This is a genomic window from Neobacillus sp. DZ-9, assembly GCF_059587065.1.
Map to the genome: position 1 here is coordinate 350,029 of NZ_JCAIOL010000006.1, position 15,116 is coordinate 365,144.

Genomic DNA, 15,116 nt, shown 5'->3' on the forward strand with positions numbered 1-15,116 from the left:
TATGGATGAGCCTAAATAAAGGTTCTTGTTTCATTTCTAATAATTTGTTATATGGGACAAGATAATTTAGGGTGGGGTGTCAAATGAGGTTACCATGGTATTTAGCGAAGGCGGAGCTAATACAGGTAAGAGCTAGGAATGTCTCCTAGCTCTTTTTCGATTAAACTAGTGTTTCTAGGCTAATTGGTTACACTTTTTTATTTAGTCTGTTTGAATTTTACCTGAGACAATTGAACCAGTTTTACTTTACTATTGGGTTCTGTGAAGACGAAAAAAGTTGACATAATATTTAAAAAAATAAAGGAGCAAGGATTGATGAAATCTCAATGTAAATGGAGGCTTACCTTGCTCTTTATTGTTATTTTGTTCCATATATTGTTAAGTATTCAAATCCTTCTTAATCAAGACCTTTTTAGCTAATGCGTAATAGTGTTTATTCAAGTAAACTGGAGTTGAATAAAAATCAAGCCGGAAATGTTTCCGAACCTTGAAGTAACCTGACTATGTAACGCCCATTTTTAGATAAGAAATGCTCTTATCTAAACCATCAGACATATGACTAAAGTGTAATCTAAATAAATGAAAGCAGGTGTCTTCAAATGCCCCCTTACTTTGGTCATTATGGTTATCCGATGATGGGATATGGCTATCATCCGTACGGTTACGGTTATTATCCTCATCATTACCCTTACTATGGTGGTTTCGGGTTCCATCATCCTTGGCACGGCTTCGGTCACTGTTGTTAAAAGAAAAAGTTTTGAATATTTGAGGAGGATTTGGGATGTCTCGATCCTCTATTACATACTTTGCATTTAACTAGATAAACAAAGGAAAATGCTTGCTGTCTATGCAAACCTTTTTTACTAAAACACCCGTTCCTTTAAGTGCAATTTTTCACAATCTTATTTGTTTGTCCTTGTTTAATGCAATAAAAAAGGGATCGCCGCAGCCATCCCAATCTTCAACTCTTGAATTCCTTTAGTGTGATAAAAAAGACACTTTACTGGCAGCTTTTGATCTAATGCACCCTTTAGTTTAAGTACAATGTTTCACAATTTTCGCCTTTATTCCAATTTGATTAATTAGCTATACTAGCCTTCACTTTGTTTGAAGAATCATTTGCTTGCTTCTTCCAGAACAATGTAATAACTATTCCCAGAGATAGTATCACAGTCGCAAAGTAGTAAGGGAAGTTAATATCTATATCAAATAATATCCCCCCTAGAATTGGTCCACTAATGTTCGCTAAACTTGTAAACATAGAGTTCATTCCACCAACGAAACCTTGTTCGTTCCCGGCAATATTTGAAAGATATGAAGTTACTGTTGGGCGGAATAAATCGAATCCTACAAAAACAATAAATGTAACAAATAAAATAGAGAAATATGAATGAACAACTGTCATTAAAAAGACAAGTAAGGCTGATAATATTAAGCTGTTTCGAATCAGTTTTATTTCACCCCAAATTCGTGTAAGCCGATCAAATAGTAAGACTTGTGAAACAGCACCAAAAATGGCACCACCTGTGATAACAATAGCAATATCTGATGGTTTAAATTGAAATTTATGGTCCACAAATAGACTAAAGAACGATTCAAAAGCTGCTAAACCAAATGAGGCAATAAAAATTAAAATAAACGCAAGGAAATATTTTGGGGCAATAATACGTTTGAAGCCACTCTTCCCCTCTGAGACTTGTTCATTTTTATCTTCTTTACGATTCGGCTCAGATAATAAAATAATAGATAGTATAGCCGCAATTGTACCAAGTCCTCCTGCAAAGAAGAATGGTATACGTGTTCCAAATTCCGCTAAGAATCCACCAATACCTGGACCAATAATAAATCCTGTACTAATTGAAGCTGACATATAACCTAGTGCTTTCGGGCGAGTATTCAAATTTGTAATATCAGCAATGAAAGCTGTGACAGCTGGCATAATAAATGCAGCACTAATTCCACCCAAAATACGAGAAATAAATAACATTTCAATTTGTTTGCCAATCCCAAATAAAAATTCTGAGAGACCGAAAATAAATAAACCAATTACAATCATAATTTTCCTACCCAATTTATCGGCTGCTTTCCCTGCAAATGGTGAAACAATCAATTGTGCAATGGCAAACGCTGCTGTTAAATAACCCACTGTTGTCCCAGTTATGCCTAATTCATTCATCAAAGTAGGCATAACTGGAATTACAAGACCGATTCCCAAAAAGGCTATGAATAAATTCATTAATAATAATCCCAAGGTGACTTTATTAGTTTTCATCTTTTACATTCTCCTTAACAAAACTAATTAGCTTAAACTAACTGGTATTGTTTTCTTTTGTTTACAATTTCCATCCTAGTGTATATAGTAACTATATAGTCAAGGGTGGTGCTGTAAAAATGAATAAAAAAGATGGAAAATATTTAACTACAGGGGAATTCGCGAAGCTTTGCAAAGTAAACAAACAGACACTCTTTTATTACGATCAAATTGGGCTTTTCTCTCCAGAATTGAAAAATGAAAAAGGTTACCGTTATTATTCAATTCGCCAAATCGAGCTTTTCTTTGTTATTGATTTATTAAAGGATCTTGGTATGTCGCTAAATGATATTCAACAATATACACAAAATAAATCGCCTGAAAATTTTTTGTCTATAATGTATCAAAAAAAAGAAGAGATTGTGAAAAAACGTCAGGAAATTGAAACGAAGGAAAAAATTATTGAGGCAAAAATAGCATTAATGGAAGAAGCGTCACACCTTGATTTTCATCAAGTTACGCTTGAACAATTCCCACAAGCAACACTTTATTTAAGTAGAAATATTGAAAATATAACCGATGAAGAATTTGTAGAGGTCGTTTCAGATTTTATTAATGAATTGAACGTATCACAACTTGATTCAGGATATCCAATAGGTGTTATAACGAAACGGGAGCAAGTATTAAAGGGCGAATTCACTAATTATAGCTATTTATATATTGAGCAACCAAATCCAAAGGAAGGATATCCGTATTTTAAAAGTGTTAAGGGTGATTTTCTCAGTGGATATCATATAGGGGATGAAAAAACAATTCATCATACATATAAGCGGCTTTTTTCAGAGATGGAGCGTTTAAATTTAACCTTAGGTGATTATGTTTTTGAAGAGTATATTTATGATACAGTTGTAATGAATCATAAGGAACATTACGTCACCAAAATTATGATACAAGTCGATCAAATAGAGAGTTAATTTTTCAAAAATTCTTGTATAGATGAGCTTGGGAAAATTTAACCCAAGCTTTTTTTATTTTGATATTAATCAATTCTTGTTAAACAACCTGCCCCGTTAGTTTTAGTGTAATGTTTCAAAATCTCTTCTACACTTTAATATAACTCCAATCCCTAATATATGTTGTATTAGATACCGGAACATATCAAAAAGACTAATTCTTAAAGTAATACTTTTTGAGTTTTAAAAGGGTTAAACTTATCATGGATTTAACTTCTTGAATATAAATTTTTTTAACAACAGTCCTAATGTAATACCAAAAATCATGGCACTAAAAATATGGGAATAATAATCATTTATGGGTCTAATAGGGATATACTTGCCTTCTATTATCGCTGAGAATAAAAATTCACATACTAACCAGGCCATTAAACTGCAAAAAGTAGTTTTAATAACTAAATGGCATGAACCCAACTTTTCAAATATAAAGTAAAGTAAGATTGCAAAAACACTACCAACTAAAAAATCTACAATTAATCCTATGGTGAATACAGGCCTGTTAAATGTAATAATAAGACTTGCTAATTCATAAATACCATACTTACCAATGCCAAAATAAGCAAATATCCTCGAAGCAATCTCGCCTGGTATTGTTGACAGAACTCCTAATAAACCAATTTTTAAGACCTTATCTTGGATCATATCATCGATTCCTTAATCTTATTGTGGATAAAATTAGTTTACAAATTATATATAATTTTATACTTAATAAAAGAAGACAATTTTATATTCAAGAAAGCTACCTGATTGCAGAATATTGAAAAATACGAAATCACTTCAATAATGGTCCTTATTTTTTACTAAAATTCCCGATAGTTTAAGTACATTGTTTATATCGAAGGACTTTATGTAACAATAATAATACAATAAAAAACAATACTAATTTATTGTAAAACAATAAATAAAATGATAAAATCATATTGATTAAATATGTGAGGTGTTTTAAATGAATGTTAAACGAGGTTCAACCACTTTCTTAAAGGTAATTATTTTTCTGGTTGGAATTGCAGTTCTTGCAATGTGCATATTTTTGGTGCCTAGGATCGGGAATTTTGCTGGAGAATTGTATCCAGATATTGCTTATATGAAATCTCTCGTTTTAATCGATATGTACGCGGCAGCGATACCCTTTTACTTTGCTCTGTATCAAGCTTTTAAGCTTTTAAGCTATATTGATAAGAACCAAGCGTTCTCGGAATTATCGGTGAAGGCTTTAAAGAATATAAAATACTGTGCCATCACGATTAGTACCTTGTACCTGCTAGGTATGCCACTTTATTATCTCATGGCGAAAAAAGTTGACCCTCCAAGTTTCATACCAATCGGATTGATCATTATTTTCGCCTCTATGGTGATCGCCGTTTTTGCTGGTGTTCTCCAAAGACTTTTACAAGAAGCTATTAATATAAAATCAGAAAATGATTTAACGATCTGAGGTGAATATCATGGCGATTATCATCAATGTTGATGTGATGTTGGCAAAAAGGAAAATGAGCGTAACAGAACTTTCACAGAGAGTTGGAATTACTATGGCGAATCTTTCCATTCTGAAAAATGGAAAAGCAAAAGCGGTTCGTTTTTCAACATTAGAAGCGATATGTAAGACTTTGGATTGTCAGCCAGGTGATATTTTGGAGTACAAAAGCGACGAAGACACTCAATAAAATCAGACAACAACTTTCTTCAACCAACGGGATTTGATAGTGAAATTAAGATGAAGGGATAGCGATTAAGCTATCCCTTCCCTGCTTTTATTATTGTTATTTAATTAGAAAATTACATTGAGAATTACATTGATATTAGTGACAAAAAATACGATGTGATTTGCAATGTTTAGTAAATTAAGTATTAAATAATGTTCCATTTAGTGCTTCAATATACCTATTTGCTGACCTTTGAACCACCAAATCTGCATCTTCTCTAATAATCAGATTAAATGCGTCATACAATCGATTAAATGTAAAATCATTTACCCTATCTGCAATTCTTTCAACTGTTACACTGGGCAGAGGAATGAAGTTAGGATAACTATACATAAAACTCACCCACTTACGATCAGCCGCTACGCGTACTATATCTCCACTCAATAAAATTCCATTTTGACTGCTTCCATTTTTCCACTCTAAAACAGTACCGCCTTTATAATGTCCTCCAATTCTTTGAAGGATAACACCTTCCTGCAATTTTAGAGAATCTCCAGACCAAAAAATGATTTTCTCGCTGGTTCTAGTCACCCATTCTTTATCATCTTCGTGTATGTAAATTGGAGCATCGAATGTTTCAGCCCATTCTACTTGACTAGAGTAATAATGGGGATGTGATAAAGCAATAGCATCAATTCCGCCTAATTTATTAATATGTGAAATGGTTGATTGATCAATATATGTAATACAATCCCACAATAAGCTGTAATTTTTATCTTGTACAAGATAAGCCGTCTGTCCGATTCCAAAACTTGGATTAGTCTTTATGCTATGTAATCCTTCTTCCTGGAGTTTAATGATATTACTATATGTACCCACCTCTATCAGCTTTTCTAATGTGGTCCACACCTGACCTTTGGAACTAACAAATTGTCTTTCTTCCTCGCAAATCAAACATTGTTTTGGTGCTTCGATTGAACTCTCATACTGAACTCCACAAGTTTCACAAATAAAATTTTTCAAAAAATATCTCTCCTTTCTCCTATATCCTTAGAGTATCATTCTATGAATTATGAAAATTTTCCTTCTCAAGCTAACCTGAAAGTTAGAGCAGGAGTTAACTTATCAATTTTTTTTACTTATTTTTTAGTAAGCCTTAACACTACTTGTTGAATTAACTCCATAATTGAGCAAAAAATTAGAATCGAGCTGAACAAGAAAAAGCGACTGCTCTTATTGAACAATCGCCCCCCGTTACTTCAATAACAAAACCCATACTTGTGTATAAGTATGGGAACTAACCTCTTTTTTTAAATTGCTCTAATAACTTCTCACCTTCAGATTAAAATCTCTTATAAAGAGGATATTATTGTGTATTCTTATCCTTTAACAACTTTACTCATTAAAAATATCTTTAAGAATCAGTAATTTTATAATTTTTATGATTGACTATTGTTGTAAGTGGTACATCTTTTTCTTTATTGTATCCGTATTCAACAATAACAGAATTTTCTCTTATCACCGTAACAATTCCACTATAGCTTTTCCCTTCACGCTTAAATAAAATATTGTCTCCGATTTTAACAGTTGCCATTTTATCACCCCGAACTTATTATTTTCAGCAAAGATAAAAAGATGCAAAAACAAAAAAGTATAGCTCCTATTACATGAAATGGATATTTTAACTCATAATTAGATTAGGGAGGTTTTAAGCATATGAATTTAAGTTGGATGCTTGGGCTAATAATTTTATCTCAACAAGTAAATATGCCAGGAAGTTTAGAAATCACTAACAACAGTCATCCTATCTCCGTTGTCAACCGTACTAATTTTTCGATGCACTTTCCTATATTACCCATTTTGGATACAAAAAAGTTAAAAAATTTCATGGACGATATAGACAAGCATGTTACTAAAAATCCCAAAAATGCAATGATAGATAAAAACAGGAATATTATACCAGAAGAAATTGGTTACCGTTTAAACCGCCAAGTTTTTACAGAAAATATTTATTCTTATTATTTTAATAATGGATCATCTAAATTTGAAGTCCCCTTACTAGCTATTTATCCAAGAGTCGACATTGAATTACTTGGAAATATTAGAGTTGAAAAAATTGGGGAATATGTAACATTCTTCAATTCCGATAACAAAGAAAGAAACAATAATATTTATCTTGCCGCAAAAGCTATTGATAATTATGTTCTTTTTCCAGGTGAAATATTTTCCTTTAATAAAGTGGTAGGAGAAAGAACAGCAGGAAAAGGATATTTGCCTGCTACTGTAATCGTTAAAGGAGAATTTTCAGAGGATTTTGGTGGTGGAATTTGTCAAGTATCATCTACCCTTTTTAATGCAGTTGATAATGCAGGTTTAAAAGTTGTTCAGCGTAATTCACACAGTAGAGAGATTTCATACGTTCCACCAAAGCGGGATGCCACCGTAAGTTGGAATGGACCTGATTTAATCTTTAAAAATGAATACAATCAACCTATACTCATACTTGCAAAATCGATAAAAAACAAATTAAAAATTGAAATCTATTCCTCCGATGTAGTTACATATACCCCTAAGAAGGTGCCATATCTTCCTAATGAAAGACATCCCCCCAAGTAAAAATATACTTTGGGGCTTTTTCTTTTTCACTAACCTGAAAAAAGTGAAACTACCCGGATTTATGCGCAATTAAGCGGAAGCATCAGACAGGAATTTTGTAGGAAGTATTTTTAGCAATAATAAGACAACGCATCTCGATTGCGTTGCTTTATTTTACTAATGCACCTGTTAGTTTAAGTTTATTCATTTACAATCACTGGACAACCATTGGGTTCTTAACTCCTGCATCTGTTTTATAAGTAGCTTTTTTTGTAGTCGAACTTAAAATAGGTATAAAGGCTAAAGGAAAATAGAGGGATTTACTTACCTCAATCATCTTTTATAATACTTAGAAAGAGGTTAGGTAACTTGTTTAATATAGTATTCATCCTCGTAATGCCCTAATCAATATAATTCGCACTAGTCATGATATGAACGTGTAATCAATATTGCACAAAAAGTGATGGTTCCCGCAAGTACAATTCAGTAGAATTCAAAATTATTAATAGGAGTCAAAATTTAGAATGGGCGATATTGGACAGTTTAAACCATTCTTAAAATGAAAGGAAAAATAGTTTGAAAGAATTTACAATTTGCTATACTTTGGATAATGATATAATAACAGAAAAAATGATAAAAGAATCAAATGTTAAAAAAGAAGATGTTGAACAAGAAATATATGAAAAGCTGGATTGTAACAAATACTTTATTGTTAGAAATGACCATGATTATTTTATCATTAATTCAATATCTGTACGTTATGTACAAATAATGAACGAAAAGATATTAGTCACATAAAACTTCAATTATAAAAGCCACCAAAAATGGCGGCTGGATCTTCAACTCTTGCATGGAAAACGACCCTATGAATAGCACTAACGCCTTGGAATTCCAAAGCGTTAGTGAAAAAGTGATCTTATTCTCGGCTGAAATCAGCCTCTTGTAATGGAACCATCTTTGATTTCTTTACAATTTTATAGCTAAAATAACCAAGTAAGAATAAAGGTAATCCAATATAAGAAACCAGAATTCCATACCAGTCAATCTTATCCCCGATAAATGCCCCGTAATTTGTTCCGAGCATTGCCACTAAACATAATATTGTCGCTAGTATTGGTCCTAACGGGAACCATTTCGCAAAATAAGGAAGATCTTTAAAGTCTCTGCCTTGCGCAATATAAGCTTTTCGGAATCGATAATGAGTAACAGAAATACTTAACCAAGAGAGATAACCTGCTAGACCGGCAGCATTTAATAACCATGAATAAACTGCTCCGTCACCAAAAAAAGAAGTTAGGAAGCAAATCATTCCTATAAAAGTAGTTGCATACAATGCGTTTACAGGGACGCCCCCTTTATTTACTTTTTTCAAAAATGCTGGTGCTTTACCTTCTTCTGCCAATACCCATAGGACCCGTGAACCAACATATAAACATGAGTTTCCTGCAGATAAAACGGATGTAAGGATGACAGCATTCATCACAGCTGCGGCAAATGACAGCCCAGCATTTTTAAAAACAAGAGTAAATGGACTTACAGCAATATTTTCAAGATTGGAACCTAATAAATTTGGATCATTATAGCTAATTAAGCATCCGATGACGAAAATGGCTAAAACATAGAATAAAAGAATTCGCCAGAAGATTTGCTTAATCGCTTTAGGGATATTTTTTTCAGGATTTTCACTTTCACCTGCAGCTACTCCAACCATTTCAGTTCCTTGAAAGGCAAATCCTACTACCATAAAGACACTAAATATGGATAAAAGGCCTCCCTTAAATGGCGCCTCTCCTTTTGTAAGATTTCCAAATCCACCGGTGTGACCATTCATAATTCCAAAAATCATCAGTAATCCAACAACAAGAAAAATAATGATGGTTGCAACCTTGATGATGGAAAACCAAAATTCTGATTCACCATAACCTTTTACAGATAAAACATTTAGACCAAAAATAAGGACGAGAAAAGTTGCACTCCAGACAATGCCCGGAATATTAGGCAGCCAATATTTCATAATCAATGAAGAAGCCGATAATTCAAGAGCTAGAATAATAGCATTGTTATACCAATAATTCCAGCCAACCGCAAACCCTAAGGCAGGGTCAACAAATCTTGAAGTATACGTACTGAAAGAACCTGAAATTGGTATAAATGCAGCCATCTCCGATAAGCTGGTCATAAGGAAATAAACCATGATTCCAGCAATTAGATAAGCCGCAATCGCCCCTCCTGGACCGGCATCATGAATTGTAGTACCACTAGCTAAAAAAAGACCTGTTCCAATCGTTCCACCAATTGCAATCATGGATAGGTGCCTTGTTTTTAATTTTCTCTCTAGGTGTTCATGTTGATCTCCTGAATTTGTTTGCTGAGTTTGTATTTTTTGTACCGTTTGCATAAAACACCTCTTTTTTTTAGTCTCTTATAATTAATTCTTATACAATCTTAAAAATAAAATAGGACCGTATAAAAAAGCGCTTTCATAGATTCATTTATTTAAATAATAATATCCTCGAAAATAGTACATTCATTGAAGTAATTCCAAGACATAAGTTACTGTGATTGTGATTGATTTTGTTCAGCAGCTGCAATACTGAGAATTAGGCATCCAATTACTAAACAATCATGCTTGCTCTAATAATCGTAACCATTTTTTCCATTTTACGACGAAATATAATACTCATTTTCTCAGATAAATTCTCCCTCATAATAATCAATGTATCGCCTTTTTCGAAAAATAAAGGGTCTTCTTCACCTATTTCAACTCCTGCCATTCCATCAACACAATAAAAAACCTCTGCCGTTCCTGTCACATCCAACATTAAATCTTGAATATCCATATTAACCTGAATGCAGGTAAGCCCTCCATCCCACCCCTCTGATAACATTAAATTAAAATCCCTAACGATCCCTTTGCTTCGTGTTGTCCATCCACCATCAAAGCGATCTTGCTCAAAAGGCTTCAAAACCACTGAATGTTTCCCTTCATGCACAAGATACATTTCACCTTCAAGTGTCATTATTACTCTTTGGATACCTGGCAGATGCGTAAATAGGGATTCTTCTACTTCGATATCAGCAGTACTAATGCGCCATTGGAAATTCCGTTTACTATAATCCGCATCTTCAGGATAAATGGCCAGTTGCGTTGTTTTTCCACCGGACCATAAATTCGTAGTTTGTTCATTTCTTTTTACAAATTTTATTGAATAAGTCATATTCCCACTCCACATATCTATCAAAAAATTTTACTCTTTACTCATTCATGCAGATCCCGTCGATATTCTTCTATACATTTGCTCAGAAATCACACCTTAAACAAGGGGAGTTGTTAAGCCCCCCTGTAAGGTTAAGAGCTGAGAAGCATTTCTGATAAAAAAGTGCTTTACTCATTCGTTTCAATCTGTTTCGGTCTGGTCTTAGTCTTGCTTTAACATTGGCATTTTGATGTCTTTTTCTCTCGCTGTTTTAATCGCTAGTTCATAACCAGCGTCAGCATGGCGGACAACACCCATACCAGGGTCAGTCGTTAATACGCGTTCTAAACGTGCTTCTGCTTCTTTCGTGCCATCGGCAACGATAACCATACCAGAGTGCTGAGAGTATCCCATACCTACGCCGCCGCCATGGTGTAAAGAAATCCAGCTAGCGCCTCCAACTGCGTTAATCATCGCATTTAGGATTGGCCAGTCAGATACTGCATCACTGCCGTCTTTCATGCTTTCTGTTTCACGGTTTGGAGAAGCAACAGAACCAGCATCCAGGTGGTCACGGCCGATAACGATTGGCGCGGAAACTTCACCTGAAGCAACCATGTCGTTAATAATTTTACCAAAACGGGCTCTTTCACCGTATCCAAGCCAGCAAATACGTGCAGGAAGACCTTGAAACGCAATTCTTTCTTGTGCCATACGCACCCATTTGCAAAGATGCTCGTCATCTTTGAACTCGCGAAGTAATGCTTCATCAATTTTGCGAATATCTTCAGGATCACCAGATAAGGCTGCCCAGCGGAAAGGTCCTTTTCCTTCGCAGAATAATGGACGAATGTAAGCAGGGACAAATCCTGGGAAGTCGAATGCATTTTCAACGCCTTCGTCTTTTGCTACCTGACGGATATTGTTACCGTAGTCAAATGTAACAGCGCCTTTTTGCTGCATTGTAAGCATTGCTTTTACGTGTGTTGCCATGCTTTGTTTAGAAAGCTTTACATATAGTGTAGGATCTTCTTCTCTTAATTTAGCTGCTTCTTCTAATGAATAACCAACTGGAACATATCCATTAAGCGGATCGTGAGCTGAAGTTTGGTCTGTTAGTACATCTGGGCTGAAGCCTTTTTCAATCATTAATGGTAAGATTTCTGCTGCATTGCCAAGAAGTCCGATGGAAAGTGCTTTTCCTTCTTTTTTCGCTTCAAACGCTATTTTAAGTGCCTCATCAAGGTCTTTTGTTTTTACATCCAAGTATCTTGTTTCGATACGACGGTCAATTCTCCATTCATCTACATCGATCGCGATACAAACTCCATCGTTCATGGTTACTGCAAGCGGCTGAGCACCGCCCATTCCGCCAAGACCTGCTGTTAATGTAATAGTATGTTTTAATGAACCGCCAAACTCTTGACGTGCAAGTTCTGCAAATGTTTCATACGTACCTTGAACAATACCTTGGCTTCCAATATAGATCCAGCTACCGGCTGTCATTTGACCGTACATCATCAAGCCTTTTTTATCTAGCTCATGGAAATGCTCCCAGTTTGCCCATGCAGGTACAAGGTTTGAGTTCGCAAGCAATACGCGTGGTGCATCTTTGTGTGATTTCCATACAACTACTGGCTTACCTGATTGAACTAAAAGTGTTTCATCATCTTCTAGCTCTAAAAGCGTTTTCACAATTGCATCAAAAGATTCCCAGTTACGAGCTGCTTTCCCAATACCGCCGTAGACAACAAGATCTTCTGGTCTTTCTGCTACTTCTTGGTCTAGGTTGTTATAAAGCATGCGAAGAGCAGCTTCTTGAATCCAGCCTTTTGCATGTAGTTCCGTACCTATATAATTTTTAATGATTCTTTTTTCAGATGTTTTCGTTTCCATAACATTAACTCCTTTTGTTTAACTATGACTTAATTATAAAAATAAAATCTTTTGAAAAATACGAACAGAAAATTCGAAAACTTATAAATTCTTTTAAAATTGCGGATGTTTATATAAAAGTTTTTATCTAAAATAGCAATATTTTTAGATTTGTTCATTATTTTTATAATCATATAAATAAAGGTCGATTCATTGTAAAGTTCTTAAACAGTGAATAATTCCCTACTTTGATCAGTAAAGTAAACAATCTCAGAAAGAATCCTGCAGCCTTCCATGTTATTGAAAGCTCCTCTTGCTTCTTCTTCTGTGTCAAATTCAAACATAGTAATATTTGAATTTGAATAGAGAGTGATGACCCACATAAAAATTTCCTCCAATTAAGCTTCTTATGCCATATAACGATAGATGCTTTTAAAAGCATCCAAAATTTTTATTTAATCATACGGAATCTACTTTTTTGCCATCATTATTATTTCAAACTTGATAGCTTTCTAGACCTTAACCATATCCATCATGAGCTATGTTGATCCCACGGCTGTTTCGTTGTTAGAAACGCAGCTAATTCTTTACTTTTTTGTTTTCTTTCTTTGCGCACTCTTGCCCGTTCGGCTGCGGTTTCATGTAATTTTCTCTCTTCTTCTGTCTCTGGAATGACTTTCGGAACACGTGTTGGGCATTTATGCTCATCAAGTGCGACAAATGTTAAGAGAGCGGTCGCTGCCATTTTACACTCGCCGCTTTTTAAGTCTTCAGCTATAATCTTCACAAATACTTCCATCGATGATGTGCCCGTCCAAGTTACATAAGATTCAAAATAAACTGAATCCGACGGTCGAACAGGGTGTAAAAAATCCACTGAATCCGTTGACGCCGTTACACATTCTCTTCGACTGTGGCGTGCAGCGGAAATGGAGGCGACTTGGTCTAAATCACTCATTAACCGACCACCAAATAATGTATTGTGATTATTTACATCGTTTGGGAATACACGACTTGTTCGTATCACTCGTGATTCTTTACAATATTTTGCTTCCATAGACACATCTCCCTAAACATATCAATCGGTTAACGTTGTATTTTCAATTTCTGTACTATCCCCAACGAATCATGAACTAGATGGATTCCAAGGTATTCTGTTATTAAAAAAAGATCATTTATTTAAACCCAGCCACGAAAATGGGATGCTTCTGCCATTTTTCTTATTCCAACCATATATGCAGCCAAGCGCATATCTACTTGGTATTGTTGGGACGTGGAGAAAACCCTTTCAAAGGAATCGACAATTTTATCACGTAACTTTTGGGCTACTTCTTCTTCAGACCAATAAAAACCTTGGTTGTTTTGTACCCATTCAAAATAGGAAACAGTTACACCGCCAGAGCTTGCAAGTACGTCCGGTACAAGTAATACGTTACGATTTGTTAATATGTGTGTGGCTTCAAGGGTTGTTGGTCCATTCGCGGCTTCAACAATAATATCAGCCTTAATCTTATTTGCATTCTCGCGTGTAATTTGATTAGAAATCGCCGCAGGAACAAGAATTTCACATTCTTTTTCAAGTAACTCCTGATTCGTAATAACGTTTGTAAATAAATTTGTTACGGTACCAAAACTATCGCGCCGATCAAGTAGATAATCAATATCAAGCCCTTCGGGATCATAAAGCGCACCATATGCATCTGAAATGCCAATCACTTTTGCTCCTGCATCTTTCATAAATTTTGCAAGATAACTTCCTGCATTCCCAAACCCTTGGATAATAATGCGTGAACCCTTTATTGGAATCCCTCTTCGTTTTGCTGCCTCTTCGATGCAAATCGTCACTCCGGCAGCCGTTGCCGATTCACGTCCTTGAGAACCTCCAAGTACAATCGGTTTTCCTGTAATAAATCCTGGCGAATCAAATTCTTGAATTCGGCTATACTCATCCATCATCCATGCCATAATTTGCGGGTTTGTATAGACATCTGGTGCAGGAATATCTTTCGTTGGCCCGACAATTTGGCTAATAGCACGCACATATCCTCGACTTAAACGTTCTAATTCAAGAAATGACATGCTTCGAGGGTCACATATAATTCCCCCTTTTCCACCGCCGTATGGAAGATCAACAATACCGCATTTTAAACTCATCCACATGGACAACGCTTTTACTTCCTCTTCACTTACCTCCGGATGAAAACGTATTCCCCCTTTTGTAGGACCAACAGCGTCGTTATGTTGAGAACGGTATCCAATAAAAATTTTAGTAGAACCGTCATCCATTCGGACAGGGATACGTACCGTGAGGATTCTAAGCGGTTCTTTTAATAACTCATACATTTCCTCGCTGTACCCTAATTTTCCAACCGCCATTTTTATAATAGATTGAGTGGAACTTAATAAATCCAATGTTTCAATTTGCGAGCCATTTTGTTTTTGAACTCGTTCGCTATTTATATCAACTGCCACTTTCATTCCATGCACCTCTTATATAAGTTGTTTGAATTGAATGTACCAATGTGTTATTTAATGCAAAAGG

At 35.0% G+C, this 15,116-nt stretch carries 16 protein-coding genes; 6 read left to right on the forward strand and 10 right to left on the reverse strand.

Annotated features, from left to right (window positions below; genetic code table 11):
* The first annotated feature begins 599 nt into the window (after window positions 1-599).
* Window positions 600-746, forward strand: a complete 147-nt coding sequence (locus tag AC59HZ_RS19200) for a hypothetical protein (protein WP_496547394.1) — start codon at window positions 600-602, stop codon at window positions 744-746.
* Between the two features lie 332 nt (window positions 747-1,078).
* Here AC59HZ_RS19200 and norA read toward each other — a convergent pair whose 3' ends face one another.
* The gene (gene norA / locus AC59HZ_RS19205) at window positions 1,079-2,272 is read right to left on the reverse strand and encodes a multidrug efflux MFS transporter NorA (protein WP_496547395.1); all 1,194 of its coding nucleotides are present in this window, start codon (window positions 2,270-2,272) and stop codon (window positions 1,079-1,081) included.
* A gap of 119 nt (window positions 2,273-2,391) precedes the next feature.
* On the opposite strand from norA, the gene AC59HZ_RS19210 reads away from it, so the two are divergent.
* Window positions 2,392-3,225, forward strand: coding sequence for a MerR family transcriptional regulator (locus tag AC59HZ_RS19210; protein WP_496547396.1), 834 nt, complete (start codon window positions 2,392-2,394; stop codon window positions 3,223-3,225).
* Between the two features lie 240 nt (window positions 3,226-3,465).
* On the opposite strand, the gene AC59HZ_RS19215 is transcribed toward AC59HZ_RS19210, so the two are convergent.
* Complete coding sequence (locus AC59HZ_RS19215) at window positions 3,466-3,906, reverse strand: hypothetical protein (RefSeq protein ID WP_496547397.1); 441 nt, start codon at window positions 3,904-3,906, stop codon at window positions 3,466-3,468.
* Between the two features lie 304 nt (window positions 3,907-4,210).
* On the opposite strand from AC59HZ_RS19215, the gene AC59HZ_RS19220 reads away from it, so the two are divergent.
* Window positions 4,211-4,699: a DUF2975 domain-containing protein gene (locus AC59HZ_RS19220; RefSeq protein ID WP_496547398.1), complete on the forward strand. Its 489-nt coding sequence runs from the start codon at window positions 4,211-4,213 to the stop codon at window positions 4,697-4,699.
* A 10-nt stretch (window positions 4,700-4,709) separates the two neighbouring features.
* A complete protein-coding gene (locus AC59HZ_RS19225; protein ID WP_496547399.1) occupies window positions 4,710-4,928 on the forward strand; it encodes a helix-turn-helix domain-containing protein in 219 nt (72 codons plus the stop codon).
* A gap of 177 nt (window positions 4,929-5,105) precedes the next feature.
* Here AC59HZ_RS19225 and AC59HZ_RS19230 read toward each other — a convergent pair whose 3' ends face one another.
* Entirely contained in the window at window positions 5,106-5,930 is an 825-nt protein-coding gene (locus AC59HZ_RS19230) for an MBL fold metallo-hydrolase (protein ID WP_496547400.1), read from the reverse strand.
* Window positions 5,931-6,321: 391 nt separating this feature from the next.
* Complete coding sequence (locus AC59HZ_RS19235) at window positions 6,322-6,501, reverse strand: DUF2187 family protein (RefSeq protein ID WP_496547401.1); 180 nt, start codon at window positions 6,499-6,501, stop codon at window positions 6,322-6,324.
* Window positions 6,502-6,623: 122 nt separating this feature from the next.
* Between AC59HZ_RS19235 and AC59HZ_RS19240 the strand changes: the two genes are divergently transcribed.
* Both AC59HZ_RS19240 and AC59HZ_RS19245 read left to right on the forward strand, forming a co-directional pair.
* Complete coding sequence (locus AC59HZ_RS19240) at window positions 6,624-7,523, forward strand: VanW family protein (RefSeq protein WP_496547402.1); 900 nt, start codon at window positions 6,624-6,626, stop codon at window positions 7,521-7,523.
* Between the two features lie 582 nt (window positions 7,524-8,105).
* A complete protein-coding gene (locus AC59HZ_RS19245; protein WP_496547403.1) occupies window positions 8,106-8,300 on the forward strand; it encodes a hypothetical protein in 195 nt (64 codons plus the stop codon).
* Window positions 8,301-8,418: 118 nt separating this feature from the next.
* Here the strand turns inward: AC59HZ_RS19245 and AC59HZ_RS19250 are convergent, their stop codons facing one another.
* From AC59HZ_RS19250 to AC59HZ_RS19275, 6 genes are all read right to left on the reverse strand, one after another.
* Window positions 8,419-9,900, reverse strand: coding sequence for an amino acid permease (locus tag AC59HZ_RS19250; RefSeq protein ID WP_496547404.1), 1,482 nt, complete (start codon window positions 9,898-9,900; stop codon window positions 8,419-8,421).
* A 217-nt stretch (window positions 9,901-10,117) separates the two neighbouring features.
* On the reverse strand, window positions 10,118-10,720 hold the full coding sequence (locus AC59HZ_RS19255; RefSeq protein ID WP_496547405.1) for a HutD/Ves family protein: 603 nt from the start codon (window positions 10,718-10,720) through the stop codon (window positions 10,118-10,120).
* Between the two features lie 201 nt (window positions 10,721-10,921).
* A complete protein-coding gene (gene hutU, locus AC59HZ_RS19260; protein WP_496547406.1) occupies window positions 10,922-12,595 on the reverse strand; it encodes a urocanate hydratase in 1,674 nt (557 codons plus the stop codon).
* Between the two features lie 203 nt (window positions 12,596-12,798).
* Entirely contained in the window at window positions 12,799-12,957 is a 159-nt protein-coding gene (locus AC59HZ_RS19265; protein ID WP_496547407.1) for a hypothetical protein, read from the reverse strand.
* Between the two features lie 149 nt (window positions 12,958-13,106).
* On the reverse strand, window positions 13,107-13,631 hold the full coding sequence (locus AC59HZ_RS19270) for an acyl-CoA thioesterase (protein WP_496547408.1): 525 nt from the start codon (window positions 13,629-13,631) through the stop codon (window positions 13,107-13,109).
* Window positions 13,632-13,753: 122 nt separating this feature from the next.
* Window positions 13,754-15,052, reverse strand: coding sequence for a Glu/Leu/Phe/Val family dehydrogenase (locus AC59HZ_RS19275; protein ID WP_496547409.1), 1,299 nt, complete (start codon window positions 15,050-15,052; stop codon window positions 13,754-13,756).
* Window positions 15,053-15,116: the final 64 nt, after the last annotated feature.

What these genes read in the sequence shown, in the direction of transcription:
- AC59HZ_RS19270 (WP_496547408.1), bottom strand. Translation starts at nt 13,631, where the DNA reads ATGGAAGCAAAATATTGTAAAGAATCACGAGTGATACGAACAAGTCGT.
- AC59HZ_RS19220 (WP_496547398.1), top strand. Translation starts at nt 4,211, where the DNA reads ATGAATGTTAAACGAGGTTCAACCACTTTCTTAAAGGTAATTATTTTT.
- hutU (WP_496547406.1), bottom strand. Translation starts at nt 12,595, where the DNA reads ATGGAAACGAAAACATCTGAAAAAAGAATCATTAAAAATTATATAGGT.
- AC59HZ_RS19265 (WP_496547407.1), bottom strand. Translation starts at nt 12,957, where the DNA reads ATGTGGGTCATCACTCTCTATTCAAATTCAAATATTACTATGTTTGAA.
- AC59HZ_RS19250 (WP_496547404.1), bottom strand. Translation starts at nt 9,900, where the DNA reads ATGCAAACGGTACAAAAAATACAAACTCAGCAAACAAATTCAGGAGAT.
- AC59HZ_RS19210 (WP_496547396.1), top strand. Translation starts at nt 2,392, where the DNA reads ATGAATAAAAAAGATGGAAAATATTTAACTACAGGGGAATTCGCGAAG.
- AC59HZ_RS19225 (WP_496547399.1), top strand. Translation starts at nt 4,710, where the DNA reads ATGGCGATTATCATCAATGTTGATGTGATGTTGGCAAAAAGGAAAATG.
- AC59HZ_RS19235 (WP_496547401.1), bottom strand. Translation starts at nt 6,501, where the DNA reads ATGGCAACTGTTAAAATCGGAGACAATATTTTATTTAAGCGTGAAGGG.
- norA (WP_496547395.1), bottom strand. Translation starts at nt 2,272, where the DNA reads ATGAAAACTAATAAAGTCACCTTGGGATTATTATTAATGAATTTATTC.
- AC59HZ_RS19240 (WP_496547402.1), top strand. Translation starts at nt 6,624, where the DNA reads ATGAATTTAAGTTGGATGCTTGGGCTAATAATTTTATCTCAACAAGTA.
- AC59HZ_RS19275 (WP_496547409.1), bottom strand. Translation starts at nt 15,052, where the DNA reads ATGAAAGTGGCAGTTGATATAAATAGCGAACGAGTTCAAAAACAAAAT.
- AC59HZ_RS19200 (WP_496547394.1), top strand. Translation starts at nt 600, where the DNA reads ATGCCCCCTTACTTTGGTCATTATGGTTATCCGATGATGGGATATGGC.
- AC59HZ_RS19215 (WP_496547397.1), bottom strand. Translation starts at nt 3,906, where the DNA reads ATGATCCAAGATAAGGTCTTAAAAATTGGTTTATTAGGAGTTCTGTCA.
- AC59HZ_RS19255 (WP_496547405.1), bottom strand. Translation starts at nt 10,720, where the DNA reads ATGACTTATTCAATAAAATTTGTAAAAAGAAATGAACAAACTACGAAT.